The sequence below is a fragment of the Ruegeria profundi genome, assembly GCF_001507545.1.
Taxonomy (GTDB): Bacteria; Pseudomonadota; Alphaproteobacteria; order Rhodobacterales; family Rhodobacteraceae; genus Ruegeria; species Ruegeria profundi.
Map to the genome: position 1 here is coordinate 75,607 of NZ_LQBP01000010.1, position 20,504 is coordinate 96,110.

The window sequence follows — 20,504 nt, forward strand, 5'->3', positions numbered from 1 at the left end:
CCATGTCGCAAAGGTTCGACTATTTCATGATCCTTGCGGCCATGCGCACCGGGTCCAACCTGCTGGAGTTCAACCTGAATGCACTGGATGGCGTTACCTGCCACGGAGAGGCGTTCAACCCGCATTTCATTGGTCGGCTTAAATCAGAAAACCTGCTGGGTGTAACGCTGGAGGACCGCGACACGGACCCGATGAAACTGGTGCAAGCGATCAAGGATGCTCCGGGCGTGTTGAACGGCTTTCGGTTCTTTCAGGGGCACGATACGCGCGTATTAGAGTCTGTCCTGATTGACCCCCGATGTGCCAAGATCATTCTGACGCGCAATCCGCTGGACAGTTATATCTCGTTGAAAATCGCGCGGGAAACCAAGCAATGGCAGCTCAAGAATATCAAGCGCCGCCGTGAGGCGAAGGTTGAATTCGACTCACAGGAGTTTCAGGCATATCTGAATCAGCAGCAGGCATTTCAGGCGCAAACTCTAAATACCCTCCAGAGAACCGGGCAAAGCGGGTTTTATATCACGTATGACGACCTGACTGACCTGGATGTTCTGAACGGTCTGGCGGATTGGCTGGGTGTTTCAGCGCGGCTGTCTGCGATTGACGACACGATCAAGCCGCAGAATCCCGAACCACCCCTATCCAAAGTCACCAATCCCGAGGAAACTGAACGCGCCCTCACCCGGGTCGACAGTTTCAACCTGTTTCGCACACCAAATTTCGAACCCCGGCAGGGGCCAAACGTCAGCAATTACGTTGCTGCCTTCGATACCCCGTTGATGTACATGCCGCTGCGTGGTGGGCTAGCGCAGCCGGTTATTCAATGGCTGGCCGATCTTGACGCGGTCGACGTCGATAGCCTGATCAGCAATCAGAGCCAGAAGGAAATGCACCAATGGTTGTTGGCCAATCCCGGCCATCGGAAGTTTACCGTGCTGCAGCACCCTTTGGCACGGGCACATTTCACCTTTTGTTCGAATGTCCTCAGCACTGGCCCGGGAACGGATCTTCAGCGGCGCAACCAATTGCGCAACCGTTTCAAAATCCCGATCCCCGGCCAGCTTCGCGACGGGAACTATCCGGTAGATCAGCATTACGAGGCCTTCGCAGCCTTTCTTGCCTTTCTGCGCCACAACCTGGCCGGTCAGACGCCCGTACCGGTGGATGCGATGTGGTGCAGCCAGTCTCAGGCGCTGGCTGGGATGGCCTCTTTCGCGTCGCCTGACCTGATCCTGCGCGAGGATGAGATCGCGACCGCCCTGCCGGATCTGGCCAGACGCATGGGACATGAAAACCCACCAGAACCCAACCCTGTTGCGGCGGATGTTCCGTTCCTGCTGGCGGATATCTATGACGACAAGTTAGAGGCGCTGGCGACCGAAGCCTACCAGCGCGACTATATGCAATTCGGATTCGAAAATTGGAAACCGATTACGCGCGCAGCGTGATCAACGTGCCTTCGCTGACCATCGCATAAATCTCTTCGATCTCATCGTTCTTGACGGCGATGCAACCCGCAGTCCAGTCCGGTGTTTTTCTTGCACGTTTCAGTTCGGACCGCTTTTCGGGCTGGCCGTGAATGAAAATATCACCACCCGGATCAACGCCGGCAGCTTCGGCCTGTGCAATATCCTCTGAGTTTGGATACGAAATACCCAGGGACAGGTGATAGCGACTGTTGGGGTTGCGACGGTCGATCAAATAGCTGCCTTCAGGTGTGCGCCCATCGCCGCGCCGGGTTTTGGTGCCGGTCGGCGCAAAGCCAAGATCAACTTTGTATTCCGTTAGAACACTTTCATTGTGCAGAAGATACAGCTTCCGCGCGCCCTTGTTTATGACCAACGAGGTCACCTGAGGGCCATCATAGGTCAGAAATCTCGGGCCAGCCGAGGCACAGGCCGAAAGACCCAAAGTTGCCATAGCGCCCATTCCAAATGCTCGACGATCCATGTTACACTGCCTGCTCACTTTTTTCGGCATTATGCCAGAATCGCGAAAAACTTAAAATCACTTTTTAGCGTTCTGCTGCTCGGTCAGGCGACGTTCGATGCTTTCCAGCCGTTCCAGCACCTCATCACGATAGGCGTCGGTTTTCACCTCATCCTCGGCATGGTGCGCATCTTGCATCGAGTTCACGATCAGGCCAACCAACAGGTTCACCACCGCAAAGGTCGTGACCATGATAAACGGCACAAAGAACATCCAGGCATAGGGATAGACCTCCATCACGGGGCGGACAATTCCCATGGACCAGCTTTCCAGCGTCATGATCTGGAACAGCGTGTAGGCCGACAGACCCAGATCACCGAACCAGCCGGGAAACGACGCCGAGAACAGCTTGGTTGAGATCACCGCACCGATATAGAACAAAATTGCCATCAGAAGGAATACGCTGGCCATACCCGGCAAGGCCGAGATGAAGCCCTCGACCACGCGACGCAGGCGCGGCGCGACCGAGATAACACGAAGAACCCGCAAGATCCGCAGCGCCCGCAGAACCGACAGCCCGCCCGCAGTTGGAACCAAGGCAATGCCCACGACAACAAAATCGAAAATGTTCCAGCCGTTGGTGAAGAACCGCCGTCCGGTGGCAACAAGTTTCATGGCGATTTCAGCCACAAAAATCGCGAGGCAGATTCCGTCGAGCGTCAAAATCAGGGGGCCAGCGGCCCCCATCAGAGTTGGCGACGTTTCCATCCCTAACAGGACGGCGTTAAAGATGATGACTGCGGTAATGAACCGGCTAAAATTGGGACTATCAATGACCTTCAGCAGGCGCTGATTAAATCCCATTGTGGCTGTCTCCTGTCTGGTCATGATGCGCGTTTGTGTATGAATCGTGCTGCAAGTTCAGTATGTGATGACCATCGAAATTGGTCGACCACCTGCACCCATTCAAGGGTATAGCCTGCGTGAACCAGCATTTTTGCATCCCGCGCAAAGGTCACGGGGTTGCATGAGACGTAGGCGATCACAGGCCGCTGCGCCTGCGCAAGCTCCGCGACCTGCGCTTCGGCACCCGCGCGGGGCGGGTCGATGACCACAGCGTCAAAGGACGTCAACTCATCGGGCATCAGCGGGCGGCGAAAAAGATCGCGTGCTTCAACCGTGACACGCTTCAATCCCTGAGTGCGACGCCAACCCTGATCCAAGGCATCTGTCATCGCGGCTTCGCCTTCAATGGCATGCACTTCGGCTGTCTCGGCTAGGGGCAACGAGAATGTGCCACTTCCTGCGAACAGATCTACCACACGCCGAGCGCCCTTCGTTGCATGCAAAACAGCCTGTAACAGAGCCTGTTCGCCGTCTTTTGTGGCTTGCAGAAACGCACCGGGTGGCGGGACAACCCCGGCCAAGCCAAATCGCTGTACCGGGGGCTGGCGCATCGCAATCACCTCACCATCCCAGCTAAGCCGGGCCAGCCCGTGTTTCTCGGTCGCTTGTGCCAAAGCCAATTCCAATGGGCCATCCAAAGGTTTGCCACCTTTGACAGCGACATCCAGCCCGCCTTCGGACAAGGTCAGTGTCACGGCCAACAGGCCCTTGCGGCTGCCCCCCAGAACGGCCAGTGCTTCGGCTACTGGAATGGCGGCGATCAGGGCCGGATCCAGCAGGTGACAATCGGTAATTTCGGTGATCGTGTCCGAGGCGCGGCCGTGGAACCCGGCAAGCGTACCCTTTTTGGTCCGCCTGACAGCGATCGTTGCGCGGCGGCGGGAGTTTGGAGGAGAGGTGTGGATCGGGCGCATGTCTGCCTGTAATCCTTGCGCGGCCAGCGCATTTCGCACCACCTCGACCTTCCAGTTGGCAACAAACGCGTCCGAAGCATGCTGCAACTGGCACCCCCCGCAGACTTTGTAATGGCGACACGGTGCCTTGACCCGTTGATCCGATGGCGTTTCAACCCGGATATCGGTCAGGTTTTGCCCTACTAACGTGCCGCTGACCACCTCACCCGGTAAGGTGCGGGGCGCATAAACAGGACCTTCGGCAATGCCGTCGCCCTGATGGCCCAGTCGGGTTATTGTGAATTGCTGCGTCATAGGATGCCTGATAGCGGGGCTTAAACCCCAACGAAACCCCGTTGCGCGCTTGGCCCGCTATTCAGCGGCTTCGGCCTGGATAAAACCACCCGATTGGCGATGCCAGAAGCGGGCATAAAGTCCGCCTTTGTCCAACAACGCGTCGTGCGTTCCTGTCTCTACGATCCGGCCCTGATCCAGCACAATGATCCGATCCATCTCGCTTAGCGTCGACAATCGATGGGCAATCGCCAGAACGGTCTTGCCTTGCATGACACGATGCAACGCCGTCTGGATCGAGGCTTCAACCTCGGAATCCAGCGCCGACGTCGCCTCATCCAGAACCAGTATCGGCGAATCCTTCAGAATTGCGCGAGCCAGTGCAATCCGCTGTCGCTGACCACCGCTGAGCTTTACGCCGCGTTCTCCCAGATGCGCGTCATAACCTCTGCGGTCCCGGGCATCCTGAAGGCTTAGAATAAAGTCATGCGCTTCAGCCTTTTTGGCAGCGGCGATCATCTCTTCCTCGGATGCGTCGGGGCGGCCATACAAGATGTTCTCGCGCGCAGAGCGGTTGAACATCGCCGTTTCCTGCGTAACCATCCCGATATGACGGCGCAAACTGTCCTGCGTCACTTGCGAGATGTCCTGCCCGTCAATACGAATCCTGCCTTCCTCCCCGTCATAAAGCCTGAGAAGCAGCGAGACCAAGGTGGACTTGCCAGCCCCTGATGCGCCGACGATCCCCAGCTTTTCGCCCGGATGCACGGTCATGGTTACATCGGACACGCCCCCTATGTCGCGACCGTATGAGAAACTTACGTTGTCAAAATCAATTTGCCCTTTCTCCACGGACAGCGCGGGTGCACCGGCCACATCTTCGACCCGGTCGGGTTTCGAAAGCGTCTTCATGCCGTTTTCGATCTCGCCAACATTGGCGTACAACCCCATCAGAGTGAAACTGACCCATCCTGTCATCTGCGCAATCCGAATCGAAATCGCACCTGCAGCGACGATATCCCCCGCGGTTGCGCCGCCGCTCTGCCACAGCAGCAGCGTCGCGCCCAGCAGCAACACAGGCAAAACCCCGGCCAGTACCATCAGGATAAAACGGAAACTCGCCGACAGGGCGCCAAAAGCCAGCATTTTTTCACGCAGATCGATCATCGAGTTGCGGGCGGCTTGATCTTCGAAATCGGAATGCGCAAACAGTTTGACGGTTTTGATATTGGTAATCGTATCAACCACCTGCCCTGATACCATTGCTCGCGCTCCGGCCCGAGCAGCCGAGCGCACGCGAATACGTGGCAGGTACCAGCGGATCAACAGAAAATAGACTGCCATCCAGGCCACGAAAGGCAGCATTACCAGCGGATGAATAGACCCTAACAAAAACAGTGAACCCACAAGCGACGCCAATGCAAAGACAATTGCGCTGATCGTTTCCGACACGACCGAAGCCAGCGCGTTCGAGGTTTGCATTTGCTTCTGCGCAATCCGCCCGGCGAAGTCATCATCGAAGTAGGTCACCGACTGTCCCAGCGTCCAACGGTTCAGCTTGGCCAGAACCAGCGGCGGGATGTTCGGCATGACGATGTAATTGTTCGTCACCGAAGACAGCCCGAAAACCGCGGGACGCAGCAGCATAAAGAATGCCACCACGCCAAGGATCATCCACAGGTTTTGCGCACTCAGAAAGTTTTCAGGGCCGCTTTCCGTCGCTAGATCAATCACCAGTCCCAACATCCAGGCGGTCCCGGCCTCCATCGCCCCCGCCAAGGCCGAGAAACCGGCAGCAACAAAGATCATTGGCCAAGCGCCGGAAAGGCACCAGCGTATAAACGCCCCGAGTGTTTGCGGCGGGGGCGTTTCAATGGTCCTGAACGGATTGATCAGGTCGGCAACCTTCATTCCGCGGCCTCCGGATTTAAGAAGCCACCGGACTGCCGCGCCCAGAACTGCGCATAAAGCCCGCCTTGGGACAAGAGCTCGGAATGCCCGCCCTGTTCAACGATCCGGCCGCCATCCATGACAAGAATCCGGTCCATCTGGGCAATGGTGCTGAGCCGGTGTGCAATGGCGATCACGGTTTTACCTTGCATCATTCCGTAAAGAGTTTCCTGGATCGAAGCTTCAACCTCGGAATCTAGGGCGGATGTCGCCTCGTCCAACAACAAGATCGGCGCGTCCTTCAGGATGACCCGCGCCAGCGTTACCCGTTGCCGTTGACCACCGCTGAGTTTCACACCGCGCTCACCCACATGCGCGTCATAGCCGGAACGCCCCTGCGGATCCTGCAGATCAAGGATAAAATCATGCGCCTCCGCCTGTTTGGCAGCGGCGATCATCTGTTCCTCGGTGGCGTCCGGGCGACCGTACAGGATGTTGTCACGCACCGACCGGTGCAGCAAGGCGCTGTCCTGTTGAACCATGCCAATATGGCTGCGCAGACTGTCTTGCTTCACCTGCGCGATATTTTGATCATCAATCAGGATCGCGCCCTGTTCCACGTCATAGAACCGCAAAAGCAGTTTAACGAGGGTCGATTTCCCGGCGCCAGAGCGTCCGATCAACCCGATCTTTTCGCCGGGATGAATGGTCAGATTGATATGATCCAGCCCGCCGGCTTTGCGGCCGTAGTGGTGCGACAGGTCGCGAATGTCGATCTGACCTTTGGTCAGTTTCAGCGGTTTCGCATCCGGTTCGTCCAGAAGATCAATGGGCTGTGCAATCGTCTCCATCCCTTCGGCCACAACACCAAGCTGACGGAAGAAACTGGTGAGCGCCCACATGATCCAGCCCGTCATCGCGTTCAGCCGCAGGGTCAGGGCGGTTGCCGCAGCAACAACGCCTACAGACGCGCTGCCCTGCATCCACAAAGCAATCGCCCAACCGACAACGCCCACGATCAGTAAACCGTTCAACGTAACCAGAACCGCGTCCATGATAGTGAAGATCCGCATCTCGATCTGGAAGGTCCGACGGGTTTCTTCGATGGCTTCCCGGGCATAGTCCAGCTCTTGCGCATCATGGGCAAACATTTTGACGGAATGGATGTTGGTATAGCTGTCCACCACTCTGCCCGTCACGGCCGAGCGTGCATCGGACGCGGCCTGAGAGGCCGGACCAACCCTGGCCACCGTCCAACGCACCAAGAGCGCATATAGCGCAAACCAAATCAACAAAGGTAACAGCAGACGAGGATCAGCCGCCATCAGCAGGATCGCAGCACCAAGCAGGTAAGCCAGAGAAAAAGAAATAGCGTCAAAAACCTGAAACACGGCTTCGCCCGCAGCGGGCGGGGTTTGCATGATCCGGTTGGCGATACGGCCCGCGAAATCATTTTCGAACCAGCCGACCGATTGCCGCAACACGTGCTTATGCGCGCGCCAGCGGATCAGCGTACCAAAATTTGGCAGAATCGTATTGTTCAGCAACAGAACGTCGATCACGTGCAGCATCGGGCGCAAAAGCAACACGAAGATGGCTACCAGGATCAGTTCAGTACCGTGGGCCTGCCAGACCTCGGCGGGCGGACCGGACAGCAGATCAACGACGCGCCCCATGTAGTAGATCAGCCCAACTTCGACTGCCGCGACGATGACCGAGATCAGCGCAGCCCAAAAGAACACCCGCTTGAACGGGCGGGAATAGTCCAACATGAACGGCCACAAGCGTGTGGGTGGTGTGTCGGTTTCCTTGTAGGCAACAAAAGGATCAACGAGGTTTTCGAAATAGCGAAACATGGAGAGTGCTCCGGTTGAGCAGAAATTAGGTCATGCGAAGAAAGATGGCGCCTGAACACCACCCCTACGGGTCAAGGTGTTCCGGCTTTAGCCGAACCAGATCCCGTAATACATTCGCACCCCTCCACTCCAATAATGGGCGCACGTAATCACAACAAAGTTGATTTGTCACCCCTTTTAGGACTTCATTTCAACTGGTCAGAAGGTCTTCGCGCGTCAAGGTGAAGCCCGACGCGATCCAGTGGGCCTCAAGCTCGGCCAGCTTTTTGCCCAGCGCCGGGCCGGTGAAATCGGGGATCAGGTCAGCGGCCCTAATGGGAAATTCGGCAGCAGCCCCTAAGTTCAGGGCGTTTCGCAAGTCATCGGTCCAGGGTTCTTCCAGAAACGCGCACCGCAGTAAGGTTTCGTGCAACCCGCCCTCCGCGCCATAGCGGAACCCAAGTTCGGCAACGCTCGCGCTGCCGGATGCCTCATGGCGCATGCGGGTCAACCGCTGCAACTGCGCCTTGCTGAGGCGTAGGGTCTTGGCGATTTCGGGCGCAACAAGTGCGGCCAAACGGCGGATCGGTTCAGGTTCAGCCCCGGCCTGCTGTTCCAGCGCGATCAAAGGGGCAAGGGCCTTGTCGTTCGCCCCCGGTAACAAGTGAGTCAAAACGCCCGTCTGACGCATCACAGCGACCGAGGGCGCGGGGTCATCCGCCGCCAGCAGTTTCAGCAGCTCGGCCCCCACCCGTTCGCGGGACAGGCCAGCCAAGCCATCCAGATTGGCGGCGATTGCCGCCAAAGCGTCAGGATCAAACCCCGCTTCGGCGTCGCCGTACCAGGCGTGGAACCGGAAATAGCGCAGGGAGCGCAAATAATCTTCTCGAATCCGGTTTTCGGCAGTTCCGATGAACCGCACACGCCGAGCTTGCAGGTCGGGCAACCCGTTCAAAGGGTCAAGTATGCTACCATCGGGCTGCGCGTAGATCGCGTTCATGGTGAAGTCACGCCGCGCGGCATCCTCCTCCACCCTGTCCGAAAAGGCCACGACAGCTCTGCGGCCATCCGTTTCGACATCGCGGCGAAAGGTCGTGATCTCATGCGGGTTACCGCCGCTGACCACGGTGATGGTGCCGTGGTCGATACCGGTAGGGATAGCTTTGAGACCCGCAGCCCGCGCCAGTTTCATCACCTGTTCGGGCAACGCGTCTGTGGCGATGTCGATATCCGAAACCGGTGCACCCAGCAGCGCGTTCCGGACACATCCCCCCACGAACAGCGCCTGTGCGTTGGCGTCCGTCAGCGCCGCACATACCTTCTGTGTTGTGGGATCAGAAACCCAAGCCTCGGTAATCTGTGTCATTCATTCACCCGCGCGGCCAATCCCCGCAATATCCGAGCCGTCGCCCCCCAGATGTAATAGGGGCCGAACGGCACCGTGAAATAATACCGTTTCTGTCCACGCCAGCGGCGCGATTCAACGATATAATTCGCAGGGTCGAGCACATGTTCAAGCGGAACCGAAAATACCTCATCCACTTCGCCCGGTTCGGGGATGGATTGGAACGGGTCGCGCAAGACGGCCACAACCGGTGTGACACTGAACGAGGTGACCGTTTCATGGGACGGAAGATGGCCCAATATTTCGGGCAGCTGTGCCGGCAGGCCGATTTCCTCTTGCGCTTCACGCAGGGCCGTGGCGGTGACATCCACGTCGCCCTCATCCTGCTTGCCGCCGGGAAAGGCGATCTGCCCCGGATGATGTTTCAAAGCGGATGAGCGTTTGGTCAGTATCAGCCGCGGCGTGCCCGCCGCCAGCGTGATTGGAACCAAAACGCCCGCCGGGCGCAACTTGCGCCCTTCTGGCAGGACGGTATCCGGGTTCAGGTCAAAATCGCTCGACCCAGGGCCGGGGTGACTCAGCGCCACCCGCAGTCTTTCTATTGGATCAGGTGTTGTCCGCATCAAAGCCGACCGTGGCAGGGTCCAACACATAATGAGCACCGCAGAACTGGCAATCAGCGGTCACTTTGCCATCAGATGTCGTCATCTTTTCGATGTCCTTGGAAGAATAAATTGACAGGCTTTGCCGCACGCGGTCTTCCGAACACGTACAACCGAATTGCACGGCCTGCGCATCATAGACCCGAGGCTGTTCCTCGTGAAACAGGCGGATCAACAGATCGGTCGGTGCCACTGACGGCCCGATCAGCTCAAGATCTTCGACCGTGTCCAGCAGGATATTCACGCGGCTCCAGTTTTCACCCTCTTCGCCGTCAACCAGATCGGCGGCGGTCAGAATATCGCCAGAACCTTCCCCGGACGCCGCGAAGGGCGAGGCTTTGGGCATGTGCTGCAGCATGACCCCGCCAGCGCGCCAGTGCTCGTCCACGCCAGGCTCGGTTGATTTCCCGAAACTCAGCGAGAACCGCGTTGGCAGCTGCTCGGACTGCGCAAAATACGCCTCAGCGCACGCGCTGATGGACTCACCAGCCAGTGGCGTTATGCCCTGATAGGGCTGCGTGCCTTTACCCTGATCGATCATAATGGCGAAATACCCTTCACCAACCTGGTCAAACGCTGCGCCTTCGGTCAGTCGATCGCGGTCGAAACTGGCATAAGCGCGAATCCTCGCCGGTTCGCCCTCTTCCTTCGGGGCAAAGTAATCGGTTGCAATCATACGCACCGCGCCCTTTGACTGAACCTGCAAAGACAGCTTCCAACGCAACGAAACGGTTTGACCAATCAGCGCGGTCAGCAGGGCCATCTCAGCCACCAGCGCCTCGACGCTTTCGGGATAGTCATGCTGTTTGAGGATGCCGTCCAGCACACCGTCAAGGCGCGCCACGCGGCCGCGCATATCAGATACATCGAGTTGAAAGGGCAAGACGGTATCGTCCCACGCGATTTTGGCTCCAAGAGACATGGGGTTTCCTTACACGCCACAGGTTGGCATACCGGGACCATATAGGTCGAATAGATTGGGTTTTAAGGGGCCATACATGATCAGGCGGTTCGGCGAAACCCCGGAAACGGGGCGTACATACACACGCAGACCCGGCGTTTATGCCCTTTTACCGCAAGGAAAAGACCTTTTGGTGACATGGTATGACGATGGTCTGAACCCAGAGTTGCAGTTACCAGGCGGCGGTATTGATTCTGGCGAATCCCCGATCACGGCGCTGCACCGCGAGGTTTATGAGGAAACCGGCTGGCTCATTGCGGCCCCGCGTCGGATCGGTGCATTTCGGCGTTTCACATACATGCCCGAATATGACCTGTGGGCCGAGAAAATCTGTATGATCTACAGCGCCCGTCCTGTGCGCAGAATTGGACCACCCGGGGAAACTTACCACGAAGCGCTTTGGATCGAAACCACCGCTGCGGTCCAGATGCTGGGAAACGACGGGGATCGCTACTTTGCCAGCAAACATCTGAACCGGCTTTAGAGTCAGTTGTATTCGAAGAACACGGCCGATACGTCGTCATCCATACCGCCCCCAGGCGCCATCTCCTGCGTCAAACGCCAGAACATGTCATCCAGAAATTCGCTACCGCTTCGACCGTGGGCACAATCAAGCGCCATTCGTCTTAGTCCGTCTTCATCAAGCAGACTACCGTCCGCCAGGCTGCACTCGGTAAAACCGTCTGAATAAAGCAGCAGTTTGTCGCCCGGTTGCAGATATGTCTCAACCTTTTGAAACGAGGCATCCGCCAGCAATCCAATTGGCAGCCCGCCCTGGCCCAAAAACTCGGTGCTGCCATCGCGGCGCAACACAAGCGGGTGCGGATGTCCTGCCTGCACCACCTGTAAAAGCCCGTTGCGCAGGTCGATGGTCGCATAAGCCATGGTGAAGTACTCTTCGACGGCGGTGTCCGACATAAGGAGGGAATTGAGCTTTTCGGCCACCTGTTCCGGCGGAAGCAGGGCGTAGAATTTGTCGCCGTCCTTTTGCAATGCCACGTTCCGCTCAAAATGGTTACTGGAAAGGTACCCTCCTAGTCGCGCCGTCATCATCGCCGAGGTGATGCCGTGGCCCGACACATCAATGCTGTAAAACCCCAGCCGGTTGGCCCCGGGCGAAAACATCCCAACCAGATCACCGCCAATATGGCCGCAGGGCTTGAGCAACATGCTGATTTTCGATTTACCAAACTCGCCGGTCAATTCAGGGACCAGCGATTCCTGCATTTTGCGAGCTTGGATCAGGTCCTTATCGATGGCGTCATGTGCCACGCGAAGGTTCTTCAGGGCGGATTCGATGATCCTGTTTTTCTCGGACAGTTCACGCTGCATATCCAGAATACGCGCCCCGGCCGAGATACGCGCGCGCAGCTCTTCGGCCCCAAGTGGTTTTATTAGAAAATCATCTGCACCGGCATCCAGACCGCGCGCGACTTCTTGCTTTTCACTTTTTGACGTCAGAAGGATAAAATAGCTGTACTGATCATTGTCCAGCGCCCGGAACGCCCGGCAGAAATCCAGCCCGCTCATCCCCGGCATAACCCAATCGCTGAGGACAAGATCCGGTGGATCATCGGCGCAGATTTCGATGGCTGCGTCACCGCTGTCGGCTTCAAGCACTTCAAAGCCCCACTTCTTCAACGAGGCCTTCAAAATCCGTCGTTGCAGACGGCTGTCGTCGACGACCAGCACCTTCTGGATCGCACCAAATTTCAACTCAACCCTCGCCTCTGCCTGTCTCCCTTCTGCCACCTGAAACCTCTAAGCTGTGACCCTTACGGAACACCGCGACGCTAGCCCACGCGGGCTTAACAACACGTGAACACAAATTTTCAGATCGATTTACCGGGAATTTACTTTGCGCGGGTTACCCAAGTCAGGTCACGAATTATGTGGAGGTGCCAAAGATGATCAACTGGTCCAGGGTCAGGCTGCTGCGGGATGAGTTGGGCATCGGCGAATTTGACGAGGTAGTGCAAGTCTTTCTGGACGAAGTGCAGGAAACCATCGACCGTCTGCAAAAGGACACCAATCGTATCGAGTTCGAGCAGAACATGCATTTCCTGAAAGGCAGCGCCCTCAACCTTGGGTTCGATTGCTTCTCGAAACTCTGCCAGGATGGAGAACGCATCGCCGCGGTAGGAAAAGCCGGTGACGTTGATCTACCTGCTATCTTGAAAGTGTATGAAGAGTCCCGTGCCAAATTCTTTTCAGAGAAAGACGTAAACCTCACCTAGATTACGAACTGCGCCAGCGTCTCGTCTTCGGTGATGTCGGTATAGGTGAATCCGGCATCATCCAGATGGGCAAACAGACGGGCGAAGTTTTCGGGTTTACCCGTTTCTATGCCAATAAGGACCGAGCCGAAATTGCGTGCTGATTTCTTCAAATATTCAAAGCGCGCGATATCGTCTTCTGGACCCAGAATCCCGAGAAACTCTTTCAGTGCGCCGGGGCGCTGCGGCAGGCGCAGGATAAAGTACTTTTTGACGCCAGAATAACGCTGCGCCCTTTCCTTGACCTCTGGCAAACGTTCAAAATCGAAGTTGCCGCCTGAAGTGACGCAGACAACCGTCTTGCCTCGGATAAAGCTTTGCACATCGGCAATCGCCTCGATCGCCAACGCTCCGGCCGGTTCAAGAACGATGCCTTCTACATTCAGCATCTCGATCATAGTGGTGCAGATGCGATCTTCGGACAGAACAAGCACGTCGGACAGGTGGCGATCTTTCAACAGCTCAAACGGCTTTGTCCCGATTGTGCCAACCGCTGCGCCATCGACGAAATTATCCACCCGGCCCAGCGCCACCGGATGCCCTGCCGCCATGGCCGCGTGCAGACAGGCGCCCCCTTTGGGTTCGACAAACAAGCAGTGAGCTCGGTCCCCGAACCACGTCGCCACACCCGAAGACATGCCGCCCCCGCCCACCGGCAGGATCACGTGGTCAGGCACACCGCCCAGTTGCTCTTCAATCTCAACCGCGAGTGAGGCCTGACCTTCAATCACATCTTCATCGTCAAACGGTGACAGAAAATAGCCGCCTTGCTGCGCGCACCACGCCTGCGCAGCGCCCAATGTGTCATCGAAATAGTCGCCGCTCAGATGAATCTCGATACTGTCGCCGCCAAAGATACGCGTCTTTTGGATTTTCTGCTGCGGCGTGGTCACCGGCATGAAGATCACACCCTTCACACCCAGATGCTTGCACATATAGGCCACGCCCTGCGCATGATTGCCCGCGCTGGCGCAGACGAACAGCTCTTGCCCCTTCTGTTTGCGCATAGCGTTGAACGCACCCCGGATTTTGTATGACCGCACCGGGCTGAGATCCTCGCGCTTAAGCCAGATATCCGCCCCATAGCGGTCGGACAGATGGGCATTCCGCTGCAGAGTGGTTGGCGGAAACACAGTACGCATAGCTTGTTCGGCAGCGCGGGCGCGGGTCATGAAATCAGTCATAGCGATTTCACTGCCGCATCAATGCAGGAAGGGCAAGGAATACATATGTGTACGCGAGTTAGGAGAGTTGGCGATTTTCGACGCAAAATCCTTACACCGTCATCAGAATACTTAAACCAACAGTTGCAACCATCCATGGATTGATGGCGTTGAGTGAGTGGCTTAGCACAGGTGAAGTCGCTCCCACAGATCCGGTTGCAAAAAAGAACCCTACTCCAAGCACGGCCAGAAATCACCCATTCCAGCATCAGCCCCCATTTCAACCAATTCTTGTTCTCTATCTGATTAATTCAGTTGCTTTCCCTCCTTGCGTTAACGCAGACAACTTGCCCCCGCGCGCAAAACCCGCTAGGGGCCAGTCGTTCTACGCATAAAGGGAAGTCAGATGTCCGCGCCCAAGAAAGTTGTTCTGGCCTATTCCGGTGGCCTTGATACCTCGATCATCCTGAAATGGCTGCAGACCGAGTACGGTTGTGAGGTCGTAACCTTCACCGCCGATCTGGGCCAGGGCGAGGAACTGGAGCCCGCGCGCCAAAAGGCCGAGCTGCTGGGGATCAAACCCGAGAACATCTATATCGAGGACATCCGCGAGGAATTCGTCCGCGATTTCGTTTTCCCGATGTTCCGTGCAAACGCACAGTACGAAGGCCTGTATCTGCTGGGCACCTCAATCGCGCGGCCGCTGATCTCAAAACGTCTGGTCGAGATTGCGCAGGCAACCGGTGCGGACGCCGTGGCCCATGGCGCGACCGGCAAGGGCAACGATCAGGTGCGGTTTGAACTGGCGGCCTATGCGCTGAACCCCGACATCAAGGTCATCGCCCCATGGCGCGAGTGGGACCTGACCAGCCGGACACGTCTGATCGAATGGGCCGAGGCACATCAGATTCCGATTGCAAAGGACAAACGTGGAGAGGCTCCGTTCTCGGTCGACGCCAACCTGTTGCACACCTCATCCGAGGGCAAGGTTCTGGAAGACCCAGCCGACATGGCGCCCGATTATGTTTATCAGCGCACCGTCCACCCCGAGGACGCGCCCGATCAGCCCGAATTCATCGAGATCGGCTTTGAGAAAGGCGATGCGGTCAGCATCAATGGTGAGGCGATGAGCCCGGCCACCATCCTGACCAAGCTGAACGAATATGGCGGCAAGCACGGCATTGGCCGTCTCGACCTGGTCGAGGGCCGGTTCGTGGGCATGAAATCGCGCGGAATCTATGAAACGCCCGGCGGCACAATCCTGCTGGAGGCGCATCGCGGGATCGAGTCGATCACCATGGACCGCGGCGCAATGCACCTGAAAGATCAGTTGATGCCGCAATATGCCGAGCTGATTTACAACGGGTTCTGGTACAGCCCCGAGCGCGAGATGCTGCAAGCCGCGATCGACAAGTCGCAAGAGCACGTCACCGGCACGGTTCGGGTGAAGTTGTACAAAGGTCTGGCCTCGACCGTTGGCCGCTGGTCGGATCACTCGCTGTATTCCGAGGCGCATGTAACCTTTGAGGAAGACGCCGGTGCCTATGACCAGAAGGATGCAGCCGGGTTTATTCAGCTCAACGCACTGCGCCTCAAGCTGCTGGCGGCGCGCGATAAGCGGCTGTCCAAGTGACCGAGGACGACGGCATAAACGACGAACTTGATTTGTTCATCGAAGCGCAGGACACAGTTTGGCCCGATGTCCTGCGCGAATTGGAATTGGGGCAGAAAACCAGTCATTGGATGTGGTTTGTGTTTCCGCAACTGGCCGAACTTGGCCAGTCACACATGGCCCAACTCTATGGGATCGAGGATCTGGAAGAGGCGACTGCCTATCTGAACCACCCAGAATTGCGTCGCCGCCTGATCCAAGTGTGCCAATTGCTTCTAGTTCACAACGGCAGTGACCCAGAAAGCATATTGGGCAAAATTGATGCCAAGAAGCTTCGGTCGTCGATGACGCTGTTCGCAGCCGTTCCAAATGCACCTGCTGAGTGTCGGGATGTCCTTGATAGTTTTTACGGCGGCAGCGTCTGTAAACGAACCCAAGAGATTCTGAACCAGGGTTAACTCTTCAAGTTCCAGTTTGGTCATCCTTGCCTGAAATACCGTTTAGTCTTTACGCAGTCTTTGACTGTGAAAGGACATTCTATGCTGCAAGACATCGCCGACGGGATTCAAAAGGGTTTGAATGGCAAAAGCTTTGAAGGCTCATTGAAGTTTGATTGCGGTGACGATGGCGTGATTGTTCTGGCCGATAACATCGCCTCAACCGATGATCGGGATACCGACTGCACCATCCGCATCTCACGTGAGAACCTGACCAAATTGCTGACCGGTAAGCTGAACCCGATGACCGGTGTGGCCTTGGGCAAGCTTAAGATTTCGGGCAATATGGGTGTGGCTATGAAGCTGGGGCAATTGCTTGGGTAGTTGGCGGTCACTGATAAACTCGCCTCACCAGCGCGTGACTAATGATGTCAGCGGATTGCACTGGTAGCATTGTCAGGGCAGCCTTGTCTTGAAGGGAGACCTGCCATGACTCGGACTGCCAATCTAGGATTTTTGAAACCAGTGCTTTTGTCCGCACTGATTGTGCTGGCCCTTTTACTGCGCGCCGCGCCAGCAGCGGCTGCGGAGACAGACACCTTGACGGTCGCCGGTGGATGTTTCTGGTGTGTCGAAGCCGATTTCGAGTCCGTCCCGGGCGTTATCGGCGTGGTGTCGGGCTATACTGGCGGCACCACGGCAAATCCCACCTATGATCAGGTCACCCGCGGCGGCACCGGTCATTACGAAGCAGTTCAGATCACCTTTGATCCGGCCAATATTTCCCGTGAATCCCTGCTGAACATGTTTTTCCGCTCGATTGATCCAACCGATGCCGGAGGTCAATTCTGTGATCGCGGCGACAGCTATCGGACGGCGATATTCGTCTCTGACACAGGGGAAAAAGCTTTGGCCGAGCAAGCGAAAGCTGACGCACAGACAGCTTTGGGTCAGAGCATTGTTACCCCGATCCTGTCGCAAGAGACATTCTACCCGGCTGAGGCCTATCATCAGGATTACTACAAGGGCACCAAGCTCATACTGACCCGCTTCGGACCCAAGCGCCAGCACAGTGCATACAAGGCTTATCGAAACGCATGCGGTCGGGATGCAAGGGTCAAGCAGCTTTGGGGCAGCGAAGCCTTGTTCGCCGGGTCCTAGTCAAACTGCGCCTCGTGAACCTCTTTCAGGTCAGGAATAACATCCGCCGTACCGTGCCGCGTAACCATCAGGGCCGCGGCGCGATTTGCCTGCGAAATTGCCTGTGCCATCGGCATACCGCGATCCATTCCCGCCAGAACGTACCCGGTGAACGTATCCCCAGCACCCGTGGTGTCCACGGCCTCTACCTTCAGCGCCGGAAAGTCAGAAGGCGCACCGCGATGATAGTAGCGCGCGCCTTTGGATCCCAAAGTGACAATCACATGCTCTATCTCAAGATCGGTCACGGATTGCCCCGACGCCTGTTGCAATTGCTCGGCCTCAATCTCATTCAGGATCAGGAAATCAAGGTAGGGGAGAACTGCCTCAACAGCATCGGCCTGAAATGGCGCAGCAGCATAACAGACCGTCAGGCCCAGCTCGTGCCCCATCCGCGCGGCTTCGACCTGAAGGTTGGTTTCATTCTGCATCACCAGAAGATCGCCTTGCGATGCCGAAGACAGCGCCTGCCCCAGTTGATCCCGCGAAATGGCGTGGTTTGAACCGGGGAACAGAATGATGTTGTTTTCACCTTTCGTATCCACGGCAATGATGGCGTGGCCGGTGGGTTCCTGGACCCCGGCAATATAGCGTGTATCAACACCATATTCTGTCAGACGTTCCAAAGCCCAGCGCCCATCCGGTCCAACAGCGCCGATATGCGCCACGCGCGCCCCGGCCCGTGCTGCTGCCACGGACATATTCGCGCCTTTTCCGCCAAGGAACCGATCCAGCCGATTGGCCGCAAGCGTCTCTCCCGGAGCGGGCAGATGCGGCACGTCATAGATCATATCCGCATTGATCGAGCCAAGGTTCCAGATCGTCATGGTTTCCCCGAGATATCGCAAGAGGCCAGAATGGCCATGTTCAGAATGTCATTCGCCGTCGATACGGTGGAACAGATCTGGATCGGCTTGTCGATGCCAGAGAGGATCGGGCCGATTACGGTAGCACCTGCCATTTCCTGTATCAGCTTGGTCGAAATCGAAGCCGAGTGCCGGGCCGGAACGATCAGGATGTTAGCCGGGCCGGTCAGGCGTTGGAACGGATAAGCCGCCTGCTGATCCACGTTCAGTGCTACATCCACTGTCATTTCGCCTTCGTACTCGAAATCAACCTTGCGCTGGTCCAGAACCGCGGGGGCTCGGTGCATCTTTTCGGCCCGCTCTGAAACCGGATAGCCGAAGGTTGAGAAGCTGACGAAAGCAACGCGCGGCTCAAGCCCCATGTGGCGGGCCACGGCAGCCGCGCGTTCGGCGATATTGGCGAGGTCATCCTCGTCAGGCCATTCATGCACGAGAGTATCACCAATCAGAACGATCCGCCCTTTGTGCAGCAGCGCGGTAACACCGGCGGCACCGTGGGCCGCATCAGCGTCGAAAACGTGGTTTATCCGATCCAGCACATGCGCCGATTTCCGCGTTGCCCCGGTCACAAGACCATCGCCATGCCCATGCGCCAACATCAGGGATGAAAACACATGCCGATCCCGCGCCGCCAAACGGTGAATATCCTTTCGGTCAAACCCTTTGCGCTGCAGGCGGTCATAAAGGAAGTTCGAATAGGTTTCGAGATGCGTGGTATTGGCGGCATTCACCACCTCAAGCTCTCGCACGGCGTCGCCCAGACCGGCCTCTTCGAGTTTCGTTTTCACATCATCCTGGCGTCCAACAACCAGTGCTTTGCCAAATCCAGACCGCTGATACATCACCGCCGCGCGCAACACGCGAGGGTCGTCGCCCTCGGCAAAGATCATCCGGCTTTGCGCCTGCCGCGCACGGGCATTCAGACCGCGTAGAATGCTGGCGGTCGGATCCATGCGAGATTTCAGGCTCAACTCATAAGCGTCCATGTCGATGATCGGACGCCGCGCCGCGCCAGTATCCATTCCAGCCTTGGCCACGGCTGGCGGAATACGGTGAATCAGGCGGGGATCGAACGGCGTTGGAATAATATAGTCGCGGCCAAAGGTCAGTGATTTGCCATAGGCCATCGCAACCTCATCCGGCACATCCTCACGCGCAAGCCGCGCCAGCGCATGTGCACAGGCAATCTTCATCTCGTCATTGATGGCGCGGGCATGGATATCCAGCGCGCCGCGGAACAGATAGGGGAAACCCAGTACGTTATTGACCTGATTGGGATAATCGCTGCGGCCAGTGGCGACAATGGCGTCAACACGAACCTCATGCGCCTCTTCCGGCGTAATCTCTGGATGCGGGTTCGCCATGGCAAAGATAACCGGGTTGTCCGCCATCGAAGCGACCATATCCTGCGTGACCGCACCTTTGACTGACACGCCCAGGAATACGTCGGCGCCTTTCATGGCATCTTCCAACGTGCGCAGGTCAGTGGTGATCGCGTGGGCCGATTTCCACTGGTTCATTCCTTCGGTCCGACCCTGATAGATCACACCTTTGGTGTCGCACACGATGCAATTCTCATGCCGCGCACCCATCGACTTGAGCAATTCGATACAGGCGATGCCCGCCGCACCTGCTCCGTTCAGAACGATCTTTACATCCTCGATCTTCTTGCCCGAAATATGCAGCGCATTCAGCAGGCCCGCCGCGCAGATAACCGCCGTGCCGTGCTGATCGTCGTGGAAGACCGGGATATCCATCTCTTCCTTCAGGCGCTGTTCGATGATGAAACACTCGGGCGCTTTAATGTCCTCCAAATTAATGCCGCCAAAAGTCGGCCCCATCAGTTTGACCGCGTTGACGAAAGCATCGGTATCTTCGGTGTCCAGTTCGATATCGATCGAGTTCACGTCGGCGAACCGCTTGAACAGAACAGATTTGCCCTCCATCACCGGCTTGGACCCAAGCGCGCCCAGATTTCCAAGGCCCAATACAGCAGTACCGTTTGAGATCACAGCAACCAGATTGCCCTTGTTGGTATAGTCATAGGCCGTTTCCGGATTTTCCGCGATCGCTTCACACGGAACTGCAACACCGGGGCTATAGGCCAGCGACAAGTCGCGTTGGGTGGTCATGGGAACGGTGGCCTGCACCTCCCACTTTCCGGGGGTGGGTTCCAGGTGAAAGGCAAGCGCCTCTTCGTCGGTGATCTTGGTTTTGGGCATGGCGGACGTCGTT

19 protein-coding genes are annotated in these 20,504 nt (G+C 57.1%); 7 read left to right on the forward strand and 12 right to left on the reverse strand.

The window, feature by feature from the left end:
- The first annotated feature begins 2 nt into the window (after positions 1 to 2).
- Positions 3 to 1,448: a nodulation protein NodH gene (locus AVO44_RS17435; RefSeq protein ID WP_068339777.1), complete on the forward strand. Its 1,446-nt coding sequence runs from the start codon at positions 3 to 5 to the stop codon at positions 1,446 to 1,448.
- On the opposite strand, the gene AVO44_RS17440 is transcribed toward AVO44_RS17435, so the two are convergent.
- The 8 genes from AVO44_RS17440 to hslO form a co-directional block, all read right to left on the reverse strand.
- A complete protein-coding gene (locus AVO44_RS17440; protein WP_068339780.1) occupies positions 1,432 to 1,950 on the reverse strand; it encodes a L,D-transpeptidase family protein in 519 nt (172 codons plus the stop codon). The two genes, AVO44_RS17435 and AVO44_RS17440, sit on opposite strands and share 17 nt — an antisense overlap.
- 57 nt (positions 1,951 to 2,007) lie before the next feature.
- Entirely contained in the window at positions 2,008 to 2,793 is a 786-nt protein-coding gene (locus AVO44_RS17445) for an ion transporter (RefSeq protein ID WP_068339783.1), read from the reverse strand.
- A 20-nt stretch (positions 2,794 to 2,813) separates the two neighbouring features.
- Positions 2,814 to 4,043 carry a class I SAM-dependent RNA methyltransferase gene (locus AVO44_RS17450; RefSeq protein ID WP_068339786.1) on the reverse strand — a complete coding sequence of 410 codons (1,230 nt, stop codon included), beginning with the start codon at positions 4,041 to 4,043 and terminating at the stop codon, positions 2,814 to 2,816.
- A gap of 57 nt (positions 4,044 to 4,100) precedes the next feature.
- Entirely contained in the window at positions 4,101 to 5,933 is a 1,833-nt protein-coding gene (locus tag AVO44_RS17455; RefSeq protein WP_068339789.1) for an ABC transporter ATP-binding protein, read from the reverse strand.
- Complete coding sequence (locus AVO44_RS17460; protein WP_068339791.1) at positions 5,930 to 7,768, reverse strand: ABC transporter ATP-binding protein; 1,839 nt, start codon at positions 7,766 to 7,768, stop codon at positions 5,930 to 5,932. The genes AVO44_RS17455 and AVO44_RS17460 overlap by 4 nt, the downstream gene beginning before the upstream one ends.
- A 190-nt stretch (positions 7,769 to 7,958) precedes the next feature.
- Positions 7,959 to 9,113, reverse strand: a complete 1,155-nt coding sequence (locus AVO44_RS17465; protein ID WP_068339795.1) for a CCA tRNA nucleotidyltransferase — start codon at positions 9,111 to 9,113, stop codon at positions 7,959 to 7,961.
- Positions 9,110 to 9,715, reverse strand: coding sequence for a CoA pyrophosphatase (locus AVO44_RS17470; RefSeq protein WP_068339798.1), 606 nt, complete (start codon positions 9,713 to 9,715; stop codon positions 9,110 to 9,112). The genes AVO44_RS17465 and AVO44_RS17470 overlap by 4 nt, the downstream gene beginning before the upstream one ends.
- Entirely contained in the window at positions 9,699 to 10,676 is a 978-nt protein-coding gene (gene hslO, locus AVO44_RS17475; protein ID WP_068339801.1) for an Hsp33 family molecular chaperone HslO, read from the reverse strand. Before hslO ends, AVO44_RS17470 begins: the two co-directional genes overlap by 17 nt.
- A gap of 76 nt (positions 10,677 to 10,752) precedes the next feature.
- Between hslO and AVO44_RS17480 the strand changes: the two genes are divergently transcribed.
- On the forward strand, positions 10,753 to 11,199 hold the full coding sequence (locus AVO44_RS17480; protein ID WP_068339804.1) for an NUDIX domain-containing protein: 447 nt from the start codon (positions 10,753 to 10,755) through the stop codon (positions 11,197 to 11,199).
- Positions 11,200 to 11,201: 2 nt separating this feature from the next.
- Here AVO44_RS17480 and AVO44_RS17485 read toward each other — a convergent pair whose 3' ends face one another.
- Positions 11,202 to 12,467: a PP2C family protein-serine/threonine phosphatase gene (locus tag AVO44_RS17485; protein WP_068339807.1), complete on the reverse strand. Its 1,266-nt coding sequence runs from the start codon at positions 12,465 to 12,467 to the stop codon at positions 11,202 to 11,204.
- Between the two features lie 155 nt (positions 12,468 to 12,622).
- Here AVO44_RS17485 and AVO44_RS17490 point away from each other — a divergent pair, with 155 nt between their 5' ends.
- On the forward strand, positions 12,623 to 12,952 hold the full coding sequence (locus AVO44_RS17490; RefSeq protein WP_068339811.1) for an Hpt domain-containing protein: 330 nt from the start codon (positions 12,623 to 12,625) through the stop codon (positions 12,950 to 12,952).
- On the opposite strand, the gene ilvA is transcribed toward AVO44_RS17490, so the two are convergent.
- Entirely contained in the window at positions 12,949 to 14,175 is a 1,227-nt protein-coding gene (ilvA, locus tag AVO44_RS17495) for a threonine ammonia-lyase IlvA (RefSeq protein WP_068339814.1), read from the reverse strand. The two genes, AVO44_RS17490 and ilvA, sit on opposite strands and share 4 nt — an antisense overlap.
- 385 nt (positions 14,176 to 14,560) lie before the next feature.
- Here ilvA and AVO44_RS17500 point away from each other — a divergent pair, with 385 nt between their 5' ends.
- The 4 genes from AVO44_RS17500 (at position 14,561) to msrA (ending at position 17,364) form a co-directional block, all read left to right on the forward strand.
- Entirely contained in the window at positions 14,561 to 15,787 is a 1,227-nt protein-coding gene (locus tag AVO44_RS17500) for an argininosuccinate synthase (protein WP_068339817.1), read from the forward strand.
- Positions 15,784 to 16,224: a DUF1810 domain-containing protein gene (locus AVO44_RS17505; RefSeq protein ID WP_068339819.1), complete on the forward strand. Its 441-nt coding sequence runs from the start codon at positions 15,784 to 15,786 to the stop codon at positions 16,222 to 16,224. The genes AVO44_RS17500 and AVO44_RS17505 overlap by 4 nt, the downstream gene beginning before the upstream one ends.
- 81 nt (positions 16,225 to 16,305) lie before the next feature.
- Entirely contained in the window at positions 16,306 to 16,587 is a 282-nt protein-coding gene (locus AVO44_RS17510; protein ID WP_068339822.1) for an SCP2 sterol-binding domain-containing protein, read from the forward strand.
- A gap of 105 nt (positions 16,588 to 16,692) precedes the next feature.
- Positions 16,693 to 17,364 carry a peptide-methionine (S)-S-oxide reductase MsrA gene (msrA, locus tag AVO44_RS17515; RefSeq protein ID WP_068339826.1) on the forward strand — a complete coding sequence of 224 codons (672 nt, stop codon included), beginning with the start codon at positions 16,693 to 16,695 and terminating at the stop codon, positions 17,362 to 17,364.
- On the opposite strand, the gene AVO44_RS17520 is transcribed toward msrA, so the two are convergent.
- On the reverse strand, positions 17,361 to 18,230 hold the full coding sequence (locus tag AVO44_RS17520; protein ID WP_068339829.1) for a ribokinase: 870 nt from the start codon (positions 18,228 to 18,230) through the stop codon (positions 17,361 to 17,363). The two genes, msrA and AVO44_RS17520, sit on opposite strands and share 4 nt — an antisense overlap.
- Positions 18,227 to 20,491: an NADP-dependent malic enzyme gene (locus AVO44_RS17525; RefSeq protein ID WP_068339963.1), complete on the reverse strand. Its 2,265-nt coding sequence runs from the start codon at positions 20,489 to 20,491 to the stop codon at positions 18,227 to 18,229. The genes AVO44_RS17520 and AVO44_RS17525 overlap by 4 nt, the downstream gene beginning before the upstream one ends.
- Positions 20,492 to 20,504 lie beyond the last annotated feature (13 nt).